Origin of the sequence: Frigidibacter oleivorans (genome assembly GCF_003993775.1) — a bacterium.
GTDB classification, from domain to species: Bacteria; Pseudomonadota; Alphaproteobacteria; order Rhodobacterales; family Rhodobacteraceae; genus Frigidibacter; species Frigidibacter oleivorans.
Map to the genome: position 1 here is coordinate 65854 of NZ_RJRZ01000016.1, position 18305 is coordinate 84158.

At 69.4% G+C, this 18305-nt stretch carries 16 protein-coding genes; 14 read left to right on the forward strand and 2 right to left on the reverse strand.

From position 1 onward, the window contains the following. Nucleotide 1: 1 nt before the first annotated feature. The 11 genes from EEY80_RS16465 to recN all read left to right on the forward strand — a co-directional run bounded on the left by EEY80_RS16465 (nt 2) and on the right by recN (nt 12856). Nucleotides 2-1138 carry a UDP-N-acetylglucosamine--N-acetylmuramyl-(pentapeptide) pyrophosphoryl-undecaprenol N-acetylglucosamine transferase gene (locus EEY80_RS16465; protein ID WP_235829882.1) on the forward strand — a complete coding sequence of 379 codons (1137 nt, stop codon included), beginning with the start codon at nt 2-4 and terminating at the stop codon, nt 1136-1138. Then, the gene (gene murC / locus EEY80_RS16470; RefSeq protein ID WP_126978360.1) at nt 1135-2559 is read left to right on the forward strand and encodes a UDP-N-acetylmuramate--L-alanine ligase; all 1425 of its coding nucleotides are present in this window, start codon (nt 1135-1137) and stop codon (nt 2557-2559) included. Before EEY80_RS16465 ends, murC begins: the two co-directional genes overlap by 4 nt. Before the next feature lie 46 nt (nt 2560-2605). Further along, entirely contained in the window at nt 2606-2881 is a 276-nt protein-coding gene (locus EEY80_RS16475; protein WP_126978362.1) for a DUF2484 family protein, read from the forward strand. A gap of 7 nt (nt 2882-2888) precedes the next feature. Next, nucleotides 2889-3860, forward strand: a complete 972-nt coding sequence (gene murB, locus EEY80_RS16480) for a UDP-N-acetylmuramate dehydrogenase (RefSeq protein ID WP_126978364.1) — start codon at nt 2889-2891, stop codon at nt 3858-3860. Between the two features lie 101 nt (nt 3861-3961). After that, entirely contained in the window at nt 3962-4840 is an 879-nt protein-coding gene (locus EEY80_RS16485) for a D-alanine--D-alanine ligase (RefSeq protein WP_235829883.1), read from the forward strand. Beyond that, a complete protein-coding gene (locus EEY80_RS16490) occupies nt 4828-5727 on the forward strand; it encodes a cell division protein FtsQ/DivIB (protein ID WP_126978366.1) in 900 nt (299 codons plus the stop codon). The genes EEY80_RS16485 and EEY80_RS16490 overlap by 13 nt, the downstream gene beginning before the upstream one ends. Nucleotides 5728-5778: 51 nt before the next feature. Continuing rightward, a complete protein-coding gene (gene ftsA / locus EEY80_RS16495) occupies nt 5779-7110 on the forward strand; it encodes a cell division protein FtsA (RefSeq protein WP_126978368.1) in 1332 nt (443 codons plus the stop codon). A gap of 205 nt (nt 7111-7315) precedes the next feature. Continuing rightward, a complete protein-coding gene (ftsZ, locus tag EEY80_RS16500; protein ID WP_126978370.1) occupies nt 7316-8968 on the forward strand; it encodes a cell division protein FtsZ in 1653 nt (550 codons plus the stop codon). A 249-nt stretch (nt 8969-9217) separates the two neighbouring features. After that, the gene (lpxC, locus tag EEY80_RS16505) at nt 9218-10141 is read left to right on the forward strand and encodes a UDP-3-O-acyl-N-acetylglucosamine deacetylase (protein WP_126978372.1); all 924 of its coding nucleotides are present in this window, start codon (nt 9218-9220) and stop codon (nt 10139-10141) included. A gap of 173 nt (nt 10142-10314) precedes the next feature. Further along, nucleotides 10315-11160, forward strand: a complete 846-nt coding sequence (locus EEY80_RS16510) for an outer membrane protein assembly factor BamD (protein ID WP_126978398.1) — start codon at nt 10315-10317, stop codon at nt 11158-11160. Between the two features lie 46 nt (nt 11161-11206). Continuing rightward, nucleotides 11207-12856 (forward strand): DNA repair protein RecN, encoded by a 1650-nt coding sequence (gene recN / locus EEY80_RS16515; RefSeq protein ID WP_126978374.1) that lies wholly within the window; start codon nt 11207-11209, stop codon nt 12854-12856. Between the two features lie 2 nt (nt 12857-12858). Here recN and EEY80_RS16520 read toward each other — a convergent pair whose 3' ends face one another. Next, nucleotides 12859-13248 carry a YybH family protein gene (locus EEY80_RS16520; RefSeq protein WP_126978376.1) on the reverse strand — a complete coding sequence of 130 codons (390 nt, stop codon included), beginning with the start codon at nt 13246-13248 and terminating at the stop codon, nt 12859-12861. Then, entirely contained in the window at nt 13245-14672 is a 1428-nt protein-coding gene (locus EEY80_RS16525; RefSeq protein WP_205749145.1) for an FAD-binding oxidoreductase, read from the reverse strand. The genes EEY80_RS16520 and EEY80_RS16525 overlap by 4 nt, the downstream gene beginning before the upstream one ends. Before the next feature lie 200 nt (nt 14673-14872). Between EEY80_RS16525 and EEY80_RS16530 the strand changes: the two genes are divergently transcribed. The 3 genes from EEY80_RS16530 to EEY80_RS16540 all read left to right on the forward strand — a co-directional run bounded on the left by EEY80_RS16530 (nt 14873) and on the right by EEY80_RS16540 (nt 17996). Next, a complete protein-coding gene (locus EEY80_RS16530; RefSeq protein ID WP_126978380.1) occupies nt 14873-16900 on the forward strand; it encodes a M3 family metallopeptidase in 2028 nt (675 codons plus the stop codon). Nucleotides 16901-17018: 118 nt separating this feature from the next. Continuing rightward, nucleotides 17019-17300, forward strand: a complete 282-nt coding sequence (locus tag EEY80_RS16535) for an Imm53 family immunity protein (protein WP_126978382.1) — start codon at nt 17019-17021, stop codon at nt 17298-17300. A 192-nt stretch (nt 17301-17492) separates the two neighbouring features. Then, entirely contained in the window at nt 17493-17996 is a 504-nt protein-coding gene (locus tag EEY80_RS16540; protein ID WP_126978384.1) for a hypothetical protein, read from the forward strand. Nucleotides 17997-18305 lie beyond the last annotated feature (309 nt).

Below are 18305 nucleotides of genomic sequence, written 5' to 3' on the forward strand. Positions count from 1 at the left end.
GATGGCCGCCGCAGCCCCGGCGATGGCATCGGGGGCCGCAGGCGCGCCGCTGCTGCTGATCGCGGCCGGGGGCACGGGCGGGCACATGTTCCCCGCGCAGGCGCTGGCCGAAGCGATGCTGGCCCGCGGCTGGCGGGTGAAGCTGTCCACCGATGCGCGGGGCGCGCGCTATGCCGGCGGCTTTCCGCAGGCGGTGACGGTGGAGCAGGTGGGTTCGGCCACCTTCGCCCGCGGCGGCGCGGCGGCGAAGCTTGCCACGCCCTTCCGCATTGCCGGCGGGGTAGCCTCGGCGATGGCGGCGATGCTGCGCGACCGGCCGGCGGTGGTGGTGGGCTTCGGCGGCTACCCCTCGATCCCGGCGCTGGCCGCGGCGGTGGCGCTGCGCCTGCCGCGGATGATCCATGAACAGAACGCGGTGCCGGGGCAGGTGAACCGCCGCTTCGCCCGCCATGTCGATGCCTTCGCCTGCGGCACATGGCCCGCCGAGCTGCCTCCGGGCGTCGAGGGTGTCCATACCGGCAACCCGGTGCGGGCGGCGGTGCTGGACCGGGCCGGCGCGCCCTATATCCCGCCCGGCGACTATCCGATGAACCTGCTGGTGATCGGCGGCAGCCAGGGCGCGCGCATCCTGTCGGATGTGGTGCCGGCGGCGCTGGCCCTGCTGCCCGCCCCGCTGCGCGACCGCCTGCGCATCGCCCATCAGGCCCGGCCCGAGGATCTGGACCGGGTGACGGCCGCCTATGCCGGGGCGGGGCTGGATGCCGAGGTGCGGCCCTTCTTCGACGACGTGCCCCGCCGCCTGTCCGAGGCGCAGCTGGTGATCTCGCGTTCCGGCGCCTCGTCGGTGGCCGACATCTCGGTCATCGGGCGGCCGGCGATCCTGATCCCCTTTGCCGCGGCGGCGGGCGACCACCAGACCGCCAACGCGCGCGGCCTGACCCAGGCCAATGCCGCCGTGCTGCTGCCCGAACGCCGGGTCACGCCCGAGGTGCTGGCCGAACAGGTGGCGCTGGTGCTGGACAATCCGGCCGGGGCGCTGCAGATGGCGCTTTCCGCGTTGGGACAGGGTGTCCCCGACGCGACGGAGCGGCTTGCCGCGCTCGTGGAAGAGATTGCCGACAGGAAGGCCAGGACATGAACGCTGCCACGAAACTGCCGGGGGAACTCGGCCCCATTCACTTCGTCGGGATCGGCGGTATCGGCATGTCGGGTATCGCCGAGGTGCTGATGACGCTGGGCTACCGGGTGCAGGGATCGGACCTGAAGGCGTCGAAGATCACCGACCGGCTGGTGTCTCTGGGCGCGACCGTGTTCGAGGGCCAGCGGGCCGAGAATATCGGCGAGGCGGCGGTGATCGTCGTCTCTTCGGCGATCAAGGCGGACAACCCGGAACTGGCCGAGGCGCGGCGGCGCAAGCTGCCGGTGGTGCGCCGGGCCGAGATGCTGGCCGAACTGATGCGGCTGCGGTCGAACATCGCGGTGGCCGGCACCCATGGCAAGACCACCACGACGACGATGGTGGCGACGCTGCTGGACAAGGGCGGGCTGGACCCGACCGTGATCAACGGCGGCATCATCCATGCCTATGGCTCGAACGCGCGGGCCGGCGCAGGCGAATGGATGGTGGTCGAGGCCGATGAAAGCGACGGCAGCTTCAACCGGCTGCCCGCGACCATCGCCATCGTCACCAATATCGACCCCGAGCATATGGAGCACTGGGGCAGCTTCGACGCGCTGCGCCGCGGGTTTCAGGATTTCGTCACCAACGTGCCCTTCTACGGGCTGGCGGTCTGCTGCACCGACCACCCCGAGGTGCAGGCGCTGGTGGGCCGCGTCACCGACCGCCGGATTGTCACCTTCGGCTTCAACGCCCAGGCGGACGTGCGGGCGCTGAACCTGCGCTACGAGAACGGCACCGCGCATTTCGACGTGGCGCTGCAGAACGAGGACCAAGTGATTGAGGGCTGCACCCTGCCGATGCCGGGCGATCACAATGTGTCGAACGCGCTGGCCGCCGTGGCCGTGGCCCGGCATCTGGGGATCAAGAAGGACGAGATCCGCGCCGCGCTGGCGGGCTTCGGCGGGGTCAACCGCCGCTTCACCAGGGTGGGCGAGGTTCTGGGTGGGGTGACGGTGATCGACGATTACGGCCACCACCCGGTCGAGATCGCGGCGGTGCTGAAGGCCGCGCGGCAGGCGACGCAGGGGCGGGTGATCGCGGTGCATCAGCCGCACCGCTTTACCCGGCTGCATGCGCTGTTCGAGGACTTCTGCACCTGCTTCAACGAGGCGGATGTGGTCGCCATCGCCGAGGTATATGCCGCGGGCGAGGACCCGATCCCGGGGGCGAGCCGCGACGATCTGGTGGCGGGGCTGATCGCCCATGGCCATCGCCATGCCCGCGCGATCCTCAGCGAGGACGATCTGGAACGGCTGGTGCGCGAACAGGCGCGCCCGGGCGACATGGTCGTCTGCCTCGGCGCCGGCACGATCTCGGCCTGGGCGAACGCGCTGCCCGCGCGGCTGGCGCCGGCGGCCGTGGCGGGAAAGGTCGCCTGATGCGGCCGGCCGCCACCTCTGTGCGCCGACCTGCCAGGGGGGCGGCATGATCGCCTTCGCGCTCGCGGTCCTGTGGTTTGCGGCCTCGAACCTGCCGCCCCTGCTGCGTCCGCGCCACCGCCGCGCCGCGAGCTTCGCGCTGGTGCCGCTGGGGGTGCCGATCCTCGGGCTGCTGACCTATCAGCACGGGCCGCTCTGCGGGCTGGGGGCGCTGGCCCTGGGGGCGGCGGCGCTGCGCTGGCCGCCGGTGACGCTGTGGCGCGGGGCCTTGCGCCCGCCGGTGACCGAGGTAGGTAAGGGGCTTTCCGACCCTGCCGAGTGAGCCCGCGATGCCGGACGACCCGACCCATGCCCCCCGCCCGAACGACCCGTCGCAGATCCCGCTGCGCGGCGCGCTGACCCCCGGGCGCAGCCTTGCCGAACTGACATGGCTGCGGGTGGGCGGGCCGGCGGACTGGCTGTTCCAGCCCGCCGACCGCGACGATCTGGCGGCGTTCCTCGGCGCGCTCGATCCCGCGATGCCGGTCTTCCCGATGGGCGTGGGATCGAACCTGATCGTGCGCGACGGCGGGCTGCGCGGCGTGGTGATCCGGCTCGGCCGCGGCTTCAACGGCATCGCGGTCGAGGGCCAGCGCGTCATCGCCGGGGCGGCGGCGCTGGACGCGCATGTGGCGCGGCGCGCGGCCGAGGCGGGGCTGGACCTGACCTTCCTGCGCACCATTCCCGGCAGCATCGGCGGCGCGGTGCGGATGAATGCCGGCTGCTATGGCAGTTATGTCGCGGACCATCTGGTCGAGGTGCGGGCGGTGACCCGCGACGGGCAGGCGGTGGTGCTGGCCGCCGCCGACCTGCGCCTTGGCTATCGCCAGTCGCATCTGCCGGAAGGCTGGGTGCTGGTCGAGGCGGTGTTCGAGGCGCCGGCGGGCGATCCTGCGGAACTGGCCGCCCGGATGGACGACCAGATCGCCCGCCGCGATGCCAGCCAGCCCTCGAAGGAGCGGTCCGCCGGGTCCACCTTCCGCAATCCGGCCGGGTTCAGCTCCACCGGGCGCGCCGATGACGTGCAGGACCTGAAGGCCTGGAAGGTGATCGACGCGGCGGGGATGCGCGGCGCCCGGCGGGGCGGGGCGCAGATGTCCGAGATGCATTCCAACTTCCTGATCAATGCCGGCGGGGCGACGGCCGCCGATCTGGAAGGTCTGGGCGAGGAGGTGCGCGAAAAGGTTTTGCAGCACTCGGGAATTCATCTAGAGTGGGAAATCATGCGCATCGGCGAACCGGGCGCGACGACAAGCCGGTAAAAACCCGGCGCAATGAACAAGATAAGGGGCAGTCCAAGGCCCCGGAGCAGGCGAACGTGGCGGGTGTGTCGAGCAGGGCAACCCCCAAGGTGGCGGTATTGATGGGCGGACCCTCGGCCGAGCGCGAGGTGTCGCTGTCGACGGGGCGCGAATGCGCCGCCGCGCTGAGGGTGGCGGGATTCGAGGTGGTCGAGGTCGATGCCGGCCCCGACCTGCCGTCGCGGCTGGCCGAGGTTGCGCCCGACGTCTGTTTCAACGCGCTGCATGGCCGCTGGGGCGAGGATGGCTGCGTCCAGGGCCTGCTGGAATGGCTGCGCCTTCCCTACACGCATTCCGGCGTGCTGGCCTCGGCGCTGGCGATGGACAAGACCCGCAGCAAGGCCGCCTATCGCGCCGCCGGCCTGCCGGTGGTCGACAGCCTTCTGGCCGCGCGCGACACGGTGGCGGCGGGGCATGTGATGCCGCCGCCCTATGTGGTCAAACCGAATGCCGAAGGGTCCTCCGTCGGGGTCTACCTCGTGCAGGCGGCGGCGAATGGCCCGCCGCAGCTGGGGCCCGAGATGCCGGCGGTGGTGATGGTCGAGGCCTATGTGCCGGGCCGGGAACTGACCTGTTCGGTCCTCGACGACCGGGCGCTGTGCGTGACCGAGATCGTCACCGAGGGCTGGTACGACTATCACGCCAAATACGCCCCCGGCGGATCGCGCCATGTGGTGCCCGCCGAGCTGCCGGACGAGATCACCGCCGCCTGCCTCGACTACGCGCTGCGCGCGCACCGGGCGCTGGGCTGCCGCGGGCTCAGCCGTACCGATTTCCGCTGGGACGACACGCGGGGGCTGGCGGGTCTGGTGCTGCTGGAAACCAACACCCAGCCGGGGATGACGCCCACCTCGCTGTCGCCGGAACAGGCGGCAACCTGCGGCATACCCTTCCCGGAACTGTGCCGCTGGATCGTGGAGGATGCCTCATGCGGTCGCTGAACGCCGAGGAGGGCCGGCTTGCCGCGCCCCGCCGCGACCCCGCGCCCAGCCGGGTCGCCTACCGGATGCACCGGCTGTGGCTGACGCCGCTGTTCCGCTCGCTGCTGCGGGTGGGGCTGCCGGCCTTCCTGCTGGCGATGGCGGCGGGGCTGTGGCTGTCGGACCCCGCGCGCCGCGCCAGCCTGACCGAGCGGGTGGCCGACGTGTCGAAATCGGTGCAGGAGCGGCCCGAGTTCATGGTGACGATGATGGCCGTGGACGGTGCGTCGGAACCGCTGGCCAACGCCATCCGCAGCGTGGTGGCGGTGGAGTTTCCGGTGTCCTCCTTCGCGCTGGACCTCGAGGCGCTGCGGGCCACGATCGAGGCGATCGACGCGGTGCAGCGGGCGGAACTGCGCGTCCGCGCCGGCGGCGTGCTGCAGGTGGACGTGACCGAGCGCGACCCGGCGCTGGTCTGGCGGACAACGCAGGGCCTGTTCCTGCTGGACGAGACCGGACACACCATCGCGGGCCTGACCGCGCGCGAGGCGCGGCCCGACCTGCCGCTGGTGGCGGGCATCGGCGCCGATGCCGCGGCGCCCGAGGCGCTGGCCCTGCTGGCCGCGGCGGAGCCGGTCGCGGGCCGGGTGCGCGGGCTGGTCCGGGTGGGCGAGCGTCGCTGGGACCTGATGCTGGACCGGGGGCAGCGGGTGCTGCTGCCCGAGGTCGAGCCGGTGGCGGCGCTGGAACGGGTGATCGCGCTGGATCAGGCCGAGGACATCTTCGAGCGCGACCTGACGGTGGTGGACATGCGCAGCGCGAAACGGCCGACGCTGCGGCTGGGGCCGGATGCGCTGGCCCGGCTGCGGGGCGAAGAGCCGCGGGTGACGCGGGCGGCAGCGAACTGATGGCGGCGAATTGACGATGCGGGCGGCGGGCGAGCGGGAAAGGGCAGGGCGATGACGGACCTCTATCAGTCGCAACGGGCGATGCGGAACATGCGGCGCGCGGCCATGCAGCGCGGCGTGATCGCCATCCTCGACGTGGGCACCTCGAAGATCGCCTGCCTGGTGCTGCGCTTCGACGGGCCGGAACAGTTCCGCGAAGACGGGCTGGGCTCGATGGCGGGGCAATCCTCGTTCCGGGTGATCGGCGCGGCGACCACACGGTCGCGCGGCGTCCGCTTCGGCGAGATCGACGCGATGCAGGAAACCGAACGCGCGATCCGCACCGCGGTGCAGGCCGCGCAGAAGATGGCCAATGTCCGCGTCGATCACGTCATCGCCTGCCTCGCCGGCGCCCATCCGCGCAGCTATGGCCTTGCGGGCGAGATCGAGGTGCAGGGCAGCGAGGTCAGCGAACAGGACGTGGCGCGGGTGCTGGCCGCCTGCGACGTGCCGGATTACGGGCCGGGGCGCGAGGTGCTGCATGCCCAGCCGGTGAACTTCGCGCTGGACCACCGGACGGGGCTGGCCGATCCGCGCGGGCAGATCGGGCACCGGCTGGCCTGCGACATGCACCTGCTGACGGCCGACACCTCGGCGCTGCAGAACCTCCTGCATTGCATCAAGCGCTGCGACCTGGAACTCGCGGGGCTGGCCTCCTCGGCCTATGTCTCGGGGGTGGCGAGCCTCGTCGAGGACGAACAGGAACTGGGCGCGGCCTGCATCGACATGGGGGGCGGCGCCACCGGCCTGTCGATCTTCATCAAGAAGCACATGATCTATGCCGACTCGGTGCGCATGGGCGGCGATCACGTCACCGGCGATATCGCCAAGGGCCTGCAGGTGCCGATGGCCACGGCCGAACGGATCAAGACCTTCTATGGCGGGGTGGTGGCCACCGGCATGGACGACCGCGAGATGATCGAGATCGGCGGCGATTCCGGCGATTGGGAACGCGACCGCCGCAAGGTCAGCCGGACGGAGCTGATCGGCATCATGCGTCCCCGCGTGGAAGAGATCCTCGAGGACGTGCGTGCCCGGCTCGACGCTGCGGGGTTCGAGCATCTGCCGAGCCAGCAGATCGTGCTGACCGGCGGCGCCAGCCAGATCCCGGGGCTGGACGCGCTGGCGGCGCGCATCCTGGGCCAGAACGTCCGGCTGGGCCGGCCGCTGCGGGTGCAGGGCCTGCCGCAGGCGGCCACCGGGGCGGCCTTTGCCTCGGCCGTGGGGCTGTGCCTGTTCGCGGCGCATCCGCAGGACGAGTGGTGGGATTTCGAGATTCCCGCCGAACGTTATCCCGCCCGGTCGCTGAAACGCGCGGTGAAATGGTTCCGCGACAACTGGTGACACATCAACACCGGCCCGCAAGATCGTGAAGACTCGGCGAAATGCCGCTGGCATGGCCGATGGGCACCCCATATTTGGGGTGTTTCCCGCTTTTTTTCGTGACGTTGCACGCGTCTGGGGCTAGAATCGAGACAGTGCGGGGTAAAACGGCCAGTCGTCATCGGGAGCGGCAGACAGGCCGGCAGACAAGACAGGCGGATCACCGATGACACTGAACCTGATGATGAGCGATCACGAAGAGCTGAAGCCGCGGATCACCGTGTTCGGTGTGGGCGGCGCCGGCGGCAACGCCGTCAACAACATGATCGACAAGCAGCTCGACGGGGTCGAGTTCGTGGTGGCCAACACCGATGCGCAGGCGCTGGCGCAAAGCCGGTCGCGGGCGCGGGTGCAGATCGGCGCCAAGGTGACCGAGGGGCTGGGCGCGGGGGCGCGTCCTTCGGTGGGCGCCGCGGCGGCCGAGGAATCGATCGAGCAGATCGTCGATCATCTGGCGGGCGCGCATATGTGCTTCATCACCGCCGGCATGGGCGGCGGCACCGGCACCGGCGCCGCGCCGATCATCGCGCAGGCCGCCCGCGAACTGGGCGTACTGACGGTGGGCGTTGTCACCAAGCCCTTCCAGTTCGAAGGGTCCAAGCGGATGCGGCAGGCCGAGGCGGGGGTCGAGGCGCTGCAGAAGGTGGTCGACACCCTCATCATCATCCCGAACCAGAACCTGTTCCGTCTGGCCAACGAGAAGACGACCTTCACCGAAGCCTTCGCGATGGCCGACGACGTGCTGTACCAGGGCGTCAAGGGCATCTCTGACCTGATGGTGCGGCCCGGCCTGATCAACCTCGACTTCGCCGACGTGCGTTCGGTGATGGACGAGATGGGCAAGGCGATGATGGGCACCGGCGACGCCTCGGGCGAGAACCGCGCCGTGCAGGCCGCCGAGAAGGCCATCGCCAACCCGCTGCTGGACGAGATCAGCCTGCGCGGCGCCAAGGGCGTGCTGATCAACATCACCGGCGGCTATGACCTGACGCTGTTCGAGCTGGACGAGGCGGCGAACCGGATCCGCGAAGAGGTGGACCCGGACGCGAACATCATCGTGGGCTCGACGCTCGACCCCGAGATGGAAGGCACGATGCGCGTGTCGGTCGTGGCCACGGGCATCGACGCCGCCCCGGCCCAGGCCGAGGTGCCGGTGCCCCGCCGCAGCATGTCGAAGCCGCTGCCGCCGCAACAGCCCGCTGCCCCCGCGCCGCAGCCGGCCGCGCAGCGCCCCGCGCCGCAACCTTCGGCCGAGCCCGCCCGACCGGCCGCGCCCGAACCGGTGGCGCATGAGCCCGAGGCGCAGGACAGCTTCCCCGGCTTCCAGCCCAAGAGCTTCGAGGACGAGTTGACCGAGCAGCTGGCCGAGGACGAGATGCCGGCCCCGGCCTATCGCCCGCAACCGGCCCCGCCGCAGCACGCCGCGCGCGATGCCCGGTTCGACGACGATGCCTCGGCCTTCGTCGCGCCGCGTCCGCGCTCGCCCGGCACGCCCTCGCCCGAGGCGCTGGCCCGGCTGCAGCAGGCGGTGGCCAAGGCCCCGGCCACGGCCGGCGCCCCCCGCCCGCAGGCAGGGCAGCGTCCCGCCGCCGCGGGACAGCCCGCCCCGCGCCAGCAGCCGCAGGCCGAAAAGCCGCGCTTCGGGATCAACTCGCTGATCAACCGGATGACCGGGTCGGCCGAGGGCCATGCCGAACGCGCCGCCCCGCCGATGCGCCAGCAGCCGCCGGTGACCTCGGCCTATGACGACGAACCCGAGAACGACCCGGAGCAGGACAGGATCGAAATCCCGGCCTTCCTGCGCCGCCAAGCGAACTGACGCGGTCACAAAATAGACTCGGAAAGGGCCGGGGAAACCCGGCCCTTTCTCTTTCGGAACAACGGCTTGCCGCAAGGCGGCATCATCATCGGCAACGCCCTGCCTAAACGCTCTGTTAATGTTTCAACCCGTTGCAATCAGTGAATTGCGGTTGAAACCGTCAGGGCCTACCTCCGAACGTGCCGGCAGGTTTCTTCGCCGCCGGCATCAACGCCGGACCCAAACCGGCGGCAAACCAGAGGTAGAGCCGTGCAGACCACTATCCGTTCACCGCTGAGCTTCCACGGGCTGGGATTGCATTCCGGTGCGCCGGTGCGGATGACGCTGCACCCCGCCGCCGCGAATTTCGGCATCTGGTTCCGCCGCACCGACCTCGACATCGCGGACCCGCTGATCCGGGCCTCGTGGGATGCGGTGGTGCCGTCGAAATTGTGCACGCTGATCGCCAATGGCGCGGGGGCGACCGTTTCGACCATCGAACATATCATGGCGGCGCTGGCCGGCTGCGGCCTGCACAACGCGCTGATCGAGATCGACGGGCCGGAAGTGCCGATCCTCGACGGATCCGCGGCGCCCTTCGTCGCGGGCATCATGGCGCGCGGCCTGCGCGAGTTGCAGGAACCGGTGCGGGCGCTGCGCATCCTGTCGGCGGTCGAGGTGAACGAGGGACCGGCGCTGGCGCGGCTGGAACCGGCGGGCGACGTGCTGGACATGCGCTTCGACATCGACTTCGCCGATGCCGCCATCGGCCGGCAGGGCAAGAGCCTGACGCTCGCCAACGGCACCTTCGTGCGCGAACTGTCGGACAGCCGCACCTTCTGCCGCCAGTCCGACATCGAGGCGATGCGCCGCAACGGTCTGGCGCTCGGCGGGACCTACAGCAACGCCGTCGTTTTCGACGGCGCGCGCATCCTCAGCCCGGGCGGGCTGCGCCATGCGGATGAACCCGTGCGCCACAAGATGCTGGACGCGCTCGGCGATCTCGCGCTGGCGGGGATGCCGATCCTCGGCCGCTATGTCGGCCTGCGGGCCGGCCACGCGCTGACCAACCGGCTGCTGCGGGCGCTGTTCCGCCAGCCCGAGGCCTTCCGCATCGTCGAACTGGGCGGCGCGGCCGAAGCGTTTCTGCCCGGCGCGGGGCTGACCCGTGCCGATCTGCCCGCCTGCGCCTGATCTTCGGACAACCGCAAGAAGAACCGCCGCCCAAACCGGCAGAAAGGCGTTTTGCGCCCCGGTTTTTTCTGTGCTAGGACAGCCTCACTCCGGGCGCGCGGCCAGCGCCGCACCCCGGTAGAACGAGCCGAAAAGGCTGAAGGAACGTGACGCAGGAACGGGATGGGCAGGGCATGACGCGGCGGCGCAGGGCGGCAGGACTCGCGGCGGGAGTCGCGCTCGCGCTATCTCTGGCAGCCTGCGGCGGTCAGGGCCGGAACACGGAGATTCCGGTCGAACAGCTGACGGCCGAGCAGATCTACCAGAAGGCGGAATTCGAGCTGGAAAACAGCCGCCGGCCCGATGGCGCGGCCCAGCTGTTTTCGGAAATCGAGCGGCTGTACCCCTATTCCGAATGGGCCAAGCGCGCGCTGATCATGCAGGCTTTCGCCTATCACAAGGGCCGCGACTACGAAAACAGCCGCGCCGCCGCGCAACGCTACATCGACTTCTACCCGGCCGAAGAGGACGCGGCCTATGCGCAATATCTGCTGGCGCTGTCCTATTACGACCAGATCGACGATGTCGGCCGCGACCAGGGCCTGACCTTCCAGGCGCTGCAGGCGCTGCGCGTGGTGATCGAACAGTATCCCGACAGCGAATACGCCCGGTCGGCCATGCTGAAATTCGACCTCGCCTTCGACCATCTGGCCGGCAAGGAGATGGAGATCGGCCGCTTCTACCTGAAGCGCGGCCACTATACCGCGGCCATCAACCGCTTCCGCGTGGTGGTGGAGCAGTTCCAGACCACAACCCACACGCCCGAGGCGCTGCACCGGCTGGTCGAGGCCTATCTGTCCCTGGGTCTGGTGAACGAGGCGCAGACGGCGGGGGCGATCCTCGGCTACAACTTCCAGTCGACCGACTGGTACGAGGACAGCTATCGCCTGCTGACCGCGCGCGGCCTGAAGCCAGAAAGCAGCGGCGACAACTGGCTGTCCGCGGTCTACCGGCAGATGGTCCGGGGCGAATGGATGTGATCCCGGATCGTCCGGGGCACTGCCCGCCAGCGAAGGACAAGCGGCGATGCTGCGCAGCCTCGAGATCCGCGACCTTCTGATCATCGAGCGGCTGACGCTCGACTTCCATTCCGGGCTCAACGTGCTGACCGGCGAGACCGGGGCCGGCAAGTCGATCCTTCTCGACGCGCTCGGCTTCGTGCTGGGCTGGCGGGGGCGGGCCGATCTGGTCCGCACGGGCGCCGCGCAGGGCGAGGTCACCGCCGTCTTCGACCTGCCGCCGGGCCATCCGGCGCGTGCCGTGCTGGACGAGGCGGGGCTGGCGCCGGAGGACGAGCTGATCCTGCGGCGCATCAACGCCGCCGACGGCCGCAAGACCGCCTTCGTCAACGACCGCCGCACCAGTGGCGAGGTGCTGCGGGCGCTGTCGGAGACGCTGGTGGAACTGCACGGCCAGCATGACGACCGCGGCCTTCTGGACCCGCGCGGCCATCGCGCGCTGCTGGATGCCTTTGCCGGGGTGGATGCGCTGCGCGCCGAGACCCGCGCCGCCTGGTTCCGATTGGCCGCGGCGCGCAAGGCGCTGGATGCCGCCCGGACCGCGCTGGAGACGGCGCGGGGCGAGGAGGAGTTCCTGCGCCATGCCACCGCCGAACTCGACAGGCTGGATCCGCAGCCCGGCGAGGAGGCGGAACTCGACACCCGCCGGCGGTCGAGGCAGGGCGCGGCCCGCATTCGCGAGGATGTGGCCCGGGCGCTGGCCGCGCTCGGCCCCGAGGGTGCAGAGGGGATGATGGCCGACGCCGCGCGCTGGATCGACGGCGCGGCAGACCGGGCCGAGGGGCGGCTGGAGGCGCCGGCGGCGGCGCTGAACCGGGCGATGATCGAACTGGCCGAGGCGGCGCAGGGCGTCGAACAGGCGCTGGAGGCGCTGGATTTCGATCCGCGCGTGTTGGAGGCCGCCGAAGAGCGGCTGTTCGCGATCCGGGCGCTGGCGCGCAAGCATGGCGTGGCGGCGGATGAACTCGGCACGCTCGCCGCCGATCTGCGCGCCCGGCTGGCGGGGATCGACGGCGGCGCGGGCAACCTGCGCGCGTTGCAGACAGCGCTGGAGGCGGCCGAGGCCGATTACGACCGGGCAGCGGCGGCGCTGAGCGCGGCGCGGGCCGAGGCGGCGGGCCGGCTCGACGCGGCGATGGCGGGCGAACTGGCACCGCTGAAGATGGAACGCGCGCTGTTCCGCACCGATGTCGGCCCCGGCGAGCCGGGACCGGAGGGGCGCGACGCGGTGTCCTTCACCGTGGCCACCAACCCCGGCGCGCCGGCCGGGCCGCTGAACCGCATCGCCTCGGGCGGGGAACTGTCGCGGTTCCTGCTGGCGCTGAAGGTCTGCCTTGCCCGCGGGTCCGACACGCTGACGATGATCTTCGACGAGATCGACCGCGGCGTCGGCGGGGCGACGGCCGATGCGGTGGGCCGGCGGCTCGCGCGGCTGGCCGAGGGCGCGCAGGTGCTGGTCGTCACCCATTCGCCGCAGGTCGCGGCGCAGGGGGCGCAGCACTGGCGGGTGGAAAAGCGGGTCGCGGACGGCATGACCACCTCGACCGTGACCGCGCTGGATGCGGGCGCGCGGGTCGATGAACTGGCGCGGATGCTGGCCGGCGAGAGCGTGACCGAAGCCGCGCGCGAGGCGGCGCGGGCGCTGCTGGCGGGGTAGGGTCAGCTTTCGATGCAGAAGCTGGCCGAGGCGATTTCCCATCCCTCCGGCCCCGGCTGCAGCGCCGCCGACAGCACGGTGCCGATCCGCCCCGCGTCCTGCCCATCCTCCGTCCGCACCCCCGACAGCACGAACCGCTGCATGAGCACCGCCCCGTCCTGGCCGAGCGCGCGCAGCTTGGTCCGGCCGGTCACCAGCCGGGCGCGCAGGAAGGCGCCGGCCAGTTCGCCCGCGAGGATGGCGGCGATGGCGGCCCGCCCCTCGGCCCAGGCTCCGGTCAGGGTCAGAAGATCGGCATCCTCGGCAAAGAGTGCTGCGATCGCCTCGGCATCGCGCGCCCCCCAGGCGGCGGCGAAGACGCGGGGCAGGGTGTCGGGCGCGGGCAGGCTCATGCGCGGGTCTCCCGCAGGAGGGCATCGCTGTCCGGACCGGGCACCACCTTGCCCGGGTTGAGGATCCCGGCCGGGTCCAGCGCCGCCTTGATCGCGCCCATGACCTGCCAGGCCGGGCCGTGTTCATCGGCCATCAGGTGCCGCTTGCCCATGCCCACCCCGTGTTCGCCGGTCATGGTGCCGCCCAGGCGATGCGCCCGCGCGGCCATGCGGGCGGCGACCCATTTCGCCTTCTGCACCTCGTCGGGGCTGTTCGGATCGACCAGCAGCAGGGCGTGGAAGTTGCCGTCGCCGACATGGCCGATGATCGGGCCGACCAGCCCCTGCGCAGCGATGTCGGCGCGGGTTTCCGCCACCGCCTCGGCCAGGCGCGAGATCGGAACGCAGATGTCGGTGACGACGCCCATCGCCCCGGGGCGCAGCCCGAGGCAGGCGTGATAGGCGCCATGGCGCATCTTCCACAGGCGGTTGCGGTCCTCGGGCCGGTCGGCCCAGGTGAAATGCGCCCCGCCCATTTCCGCCACGATCTCGCCGAAGCGTTCGGCCTGTTCCTTGACGCCCGCGGGCGTGCCGTGGAATTCGACCATCAGATGCGGCAGTTCCGGCATGTCGGCGCCCGAACCGGCGTTGAAGGCCGCGGCCACGTCTTCGTCGAGAAACTCGATCCGCGCCACCGGAATGCCCATCTGGATCGTGGCGATGACCGTCTCGACCGCGCGGGCGAAGTCGTGGAAGGCGCAGGTGGCGGCGCTGATCGCCTCGGGCTGGCCGTGCAGGCGCAGGGTCAGTTCCGTGACGATGCCGAGCGTGCCCTCGGACCCGACGAAGAGCCCGGTCAGGTCGTATCCGGCCGAGGATTTGCGCGCCCGGCTGCCGGTGCGGATCACGCGGCCGTCGGCCAGCACGGCCTCGGTCGCCAGCACATTGTCGCGCATCGTGCCATAGCGGACGGCGGTGGTGCCGCTGGCGCGCGTCGCGGCCATGCCCCCCAGCGTCGCATTGGCGCCCGGGTCGATGGGAAAGAACAGGCCGGTGTCGCGCAACTGCGCGTTCAGCGCCTCGCGGGTGATGCCGGGCTGGACGACGACCAGCATGTCTTCGGGATGGACCTCCAGCACCTTGTCCATCCGGGTCATGTCGAGCGACAGGCCGCCCTCCACCGCCAGCGCATGGCCTTCCAGCGAGGTGCCCGCGGCCCAGGCGGTGACCGGCAGCGCGTGCGCCGCGCAGATGGCGATGATCCGCGACACCTCGGCGGTGGTTTCGGGCCACGCGACCGCCTCGGGCAGGATCGGCGGGAAATAGCTTTCGTTCCGGCCGTGCTGGCCGCGGTCGCCCGCTGCCCGGCTGAACCGGTCGCCCAGAAGATTCGCCAGCGCCGCGAAGGCGGCGGTCCGGTTGGGGACCCGGTCGGGGGCGGCCATGTCGGCGGCGGTGGCGGATGGGGCGTCGCTGGGCTCGGTCATCGGGTCCTCCATTCGGCCGGACCCTACGCCGCGGCCGGGCGCCGCGAAAGCCCCCCTGCGGCCGCGGGGCCGGGGCTGAGCGTGTCGCGGCCGACCCTTGCGGAGGCTGGACCTTTCCCGCCGCCCTGCCTAGCCTCGCCCCCGAAGGAGAGCCCGCCATGACCGACCCGAGCCGCCCCAACCCGCTGCTGACCGAATGGACGGGGCCCTTTGCCCTGCCGCCCTTCGACGCGATCCGCGACGAGGATTTCGCCCCGGCCTTCGACAGCGGGCTGGCCGAGGCGCGGGCGCGGATCGCCGCCATCGCCGCCGACCCGGCGCCGCCCGATTTCGCCAATACCGTGGCGGCGCTGGAACTGGCGGAGGCAACACTCGACCGGGTGGCGGGGGTGTTCTACAACCTCGCCGGCGCCGACAGCACCCCGGCGCGCGAGGCCTTGCAGCGCGATCTGGCGCCGAAGATGGCGGCCTTCTCGACCGAGGTGATGATGAACGCCGCGCTCTTCGCGCGGATCGAGGATCTGTGGCAGCGGCGCGACGCGCTGGACCTCGACCCCGAGCAGTTGCGGGTGCTGGAACTGTATCGCCGGATGTTCCTGCGGGCGGGGGCGCGGCTGGAAGGCGCGGCGCGCGACCGGATGGCCGCGGTGAAGGAGCGGCTGGCGGTGCTGTCCACCCGGTTCAGCCAGAACCTGCTGGCGGACGAGCGCGACTGGTGGATGCCGCTGTCCGAGGCCGATCTGGAGGGGCTGCCGGATTTCGTGGTCGCCACCGCCCGGGCCGCGGCGGCGGACCGCGGCCAGCCGGGCGCGGTGCTGACGCTGAACCGTTCGCTGATCGTGCCCTTCCTGCAATTCTCGCCGCGCCGCGACCTGCGCGAGACCGCCTATGAGGCCTGGACCGCGCGCGGCGCCAATGGCGGCGACACCGACAACCGCGCCATCGCGGCCGAGATCCTCGCCCTGCGGTCGGAACGGGCGCAGCTTCTGGGTCATGCGAGCTTTGCCGCCTTCAAGCTGGAACCCGAGATGGCGGGCAGTCCCGACCGGGTGCGCGACCTGCTGATGCGGGTCTGGAGGCCCGCCCGCGCCAGGGCCGAGGCCGATGCCCGGGTGCTGGAGGCAATGATGCATGAAGACGGCGTCAACGGCCGGCTGGAACCGTGGGACTGGCGCTATTATTCGGAACGGCGGCGCAAGGCCGAGCATGACCTCGACGAGGCGGCGCTGAAGCCCTATCTGCCGCTGTCCGCGATGATCGAGGCGGCCTTCGACGTGGCGCAGCGGCTGTTCGGGCTGTCCTTCCAGCCGCTGGACGTGCCGCTTTACCACCCCGACGCGCGGGCGTGGGAGGTGACGCGCGACGGCCGGCACATGGCGGTGTTCATCGGCGACTATTTCGCCCGGTCCTCGAAACGGTCGGGCGCCTGGTGTTCGGCCTTCCGCAGCCAGCGCAAGCTGGGCGAGGAGGTTCGGCCCGTCGTGGTCAATGTCTGCAACTTCGCCAAGGGCGACCCGGCACTGCTGTCCTGGGACGATGCGCGGACGCTTTTTCACGAATTCGGCCATGCGCTGCATCAGATGCTGTCGGATGTGACCCATCCTTTCATTTCCGGAACATCCGTGGCGCGCGACTTCGTCGAACTGCCGAGCCAGCTGTTCGAGCACTGGCTGGAGGTGCCCGAGGTGCTGGACCGCCATGCCCGCCACTGGCAGACCGGCGCGCCGATGCCGGCGGATCTGCGTGACCGGCTGGTGGCGGCGGCGACCTATGACCAGGGCTTCGCCACGGTCGAATATGTCGCCTCGGCGCTGGTCGACCTCGCCTTCCACGAGGGCGCGCCGCCCGAAGATCCGATGGCGCGGCAGGCCGAGGTTCTGGCCGGGATCGGCATGCCGCACGCCATCCGCATGCGCCACGCCACCCCGCATTTCGGCCATGTCTTTTCCGGCGACGGCTATTCCGCGGGCTATTACAGCTACATGTGGTCCGAAGTGATGGATGCCGACGCCTTCGCCGCCTTCGAGGAGACGGGCGACGCCTTCGACCCGGCCACGGCGGAACGGCTGGAACGCTTCATCCTGTCGGCCGGCGGCTCGCGCGAGGCCGAGGCGCTGTACCGCGACTTCCGCGGCCGGATGCCGGGGGTCGAGGCGCTGCTGAAGGGGCGGGGGCTGCTCGCGTAGGGCAGGCTCGCAAAAAAGAGATCGTACTAACATCCCTGATTCCGACGTCTCACAAGCCAGGCGCGAAGGACATACGCCCTGCCGAACCTGATGAGACACCAAGGTAGTGAGCACCAGAATGGATATCATTGATCTAGAAAACTGGCTTAAATCAAGGTGCAATGGTGACTGGGAGCATCAAGGCAGTATTTCGATAGAATCGACAGACAACCCAGGTTGGCACATTAAGGTTGATTTTGACACAGAAGAGATTTCTGACGATCATTTCGTATTGGCAAAGAGTATTTATAGGTCGGAGGCTGATTACGTATTTTTCAAATATGACAGGAAAGAAAACACTCTTGAGATATCATGTGGAGTGCATAATCTAACGGAAGCATTAACGTTTCTCCTCGTATGAATTTGAAATTGACGGCAGAAATACGTTTGTAAATTTTGCTATTTGCGTAGCGGCCTCTCGCCAAAACATGAAGGGAGAAAATCTGTTGGGGAGGCACAGCTATGCAGATCGCTACAACTCAACCTATGGCCAAGCTGACATAAACACAAAATCCAACAGGGCATATAACTTCAGTGCGTGGGGGGCCTGCGAATGAAAAAGTACTATGCCTCAGTTTCCGCACTGATAGCATTGATTGCTTTCGCCTTCGTGACGCCGGCCGCGTGGGAATTTTATCTATGGACGACCTTTCCCGAATCTGCGGCTGATCGGCTGAGAGTTATAGAGGCTAATTCGGATCTTGGACGGGGATGCAGTGGGAAGATTTTCAAAACTGTAAAACAAGCTGATTCAGAGACAAAGGCTTGCTTCTTAAGTGCCGTCAAAGATCAAGAGATTCTAGACGAAAGGACGGCTGGGGCAGAGTCGATCACGATAACCTATCGATGCAGCGCAGGCGAGACCGCTGGAGAAATTGTATACACCTTTTACTCGACAACTGAGCGATATGTCTGCGCCTACACAGTAACGGGCGCACAAGCGAGCATTCCCAGATTTAAACTTGGTGATATGGCAGGATTTTCAACGCAGCCCCGCATACTAACAAAGCTTCTGATAAGAAGCTCTCAGTATGTGAGAACGACCCTCCCTCGTTGACTTCGCCGAGACGAGTTCTGTCACCTCTCGATGCGCGCCATCTGCGCGTCCGTCAGCCAGAAGATTGCTCATGTCACCGCTCGCTTTTCGAGCAGTGAATCAGAAGCTTAGAGCCCCATCAAATGGGTCCTGACCTTAATTCCGATGAAACTCAAATTCTACATACTAAGAAGAAAGAACTGGTGCTGTGACCCCCGATCACTCGTCCATCTGATGCTAGAGTCCGGCCCAAGGAAAGGACCGGACATGAAGAGATCGAAGTTCACGGAAGAGCAGATCATTGCGATCCTGCGGGAGCAGGAAGCTGGG

Excerpts from the sequence above, each read along its gene's own strand:
- EEY80_RS16530 (WP_126978380.1), top strand. The coding sequence starts at position 14,873 with ATGACCGACCCGAGCCGCCCCAACCCGCTGCTGACCGAATGGACGGGG.
- recN (WP_126978374.1), top strand. The coding sequence starts at position 11,207 with ATGCTGCGCAGCCTCGAGATCCGCGACCTTCTGATCATCGAGCGGCTG.
- murC (WP_126978360.1), top strand. The coding sequence starts at position 1,135 with ATGAACGCTGCCACGAAACTGCCGGGGGAACTCGGCCCCATTCACTTC.
- murB (WP_126978364.1), top strand. The coding sequence starts at position 2,889 with ATGCCGGACGACCCGACCCATGCCCCCCGCCCGAACGACCCGTCGCAG.
- EEY80_RS16510 (WP_126978398.1), top strand. The coding sequence starts at position 10,315 with ATGACGCGGCGGCGCAGGGCGGCAGGACTCGCGGCGGGAGTCGCGCTC.
- EEY80_RS16525 (WP_205749145.1), bottom strand. The coding sequence starts at position 14,672 with ATGGCCGCCCCCGACCGGGTCCCCAACCGGACCGCCGCCTTCGCGGCG.
- EEY80_RS16490 (WP_126978366.1), top strand. The coding sequence starts at position 4,828 with ATGCGGTCGCTGAACGCCGAGGAGGGCCGGCTTGCCGCGCCCCGCCGC.
- EEY80_RS16540 (WP_126978384.1), top strand. The coding sequence starts at position 17,493 with ATGAAAAAGTACTATGCCTCAGTTTCCGCACTGATAGCATTGATTGCT.
- EEY80_RS16465 (WP_235829882.1), top strand. The coding sequence starts at position 2 with ATGGCCGCCGCAGCCCCGGCGATGGCATCGGGGGCCGCAGGCGCGCCG.
- EEY80_RS16535 (WP_126978382.1), top strand. The coding sequence starts at position 17,019 with ATGGATATCATTGATCTAGAAAACTGGCTTAAATCAAGGTGCAATGGT.
- EEY80_RS16475 (WP_126978362.1), top strand. The coding sequence starts at position 2,606 with ATGATCGCCTTCGCGCTCGCGGTCCTGTGGTTTGCGGCCTCGAACCTG.
- ftsZ (WP_126978370.1), top strand. The coding sequence starts at position 7,316 with ATGACACTGAACCTGATGATGAGCGATCACGAAGAGCTGAAGCCGCGG.
- ftsA (WP_126978368.1), top strand. The coding sequence starts at position 5,779 with ATGACGGACCTCTATCAGTCGCAACGGGCGATGCGGAACATGCGGCGC.
- EEY80_RS16485 (WP_235829883.1), top strand. The coding sequence starts at position 3,962 with ATGGGCGGACCCTCGGCCGAGCGCGAGGTGTCGCTGTCGACGGGGCGC.
- EEY80_RS16520 (WP_126978376.1), bottom strand. The coding sequence starts at position 13,248 with ATGAGCCTGCCCGCGCCCGACACCCTGCCCCGCGTCTTCGCCGCCGCC.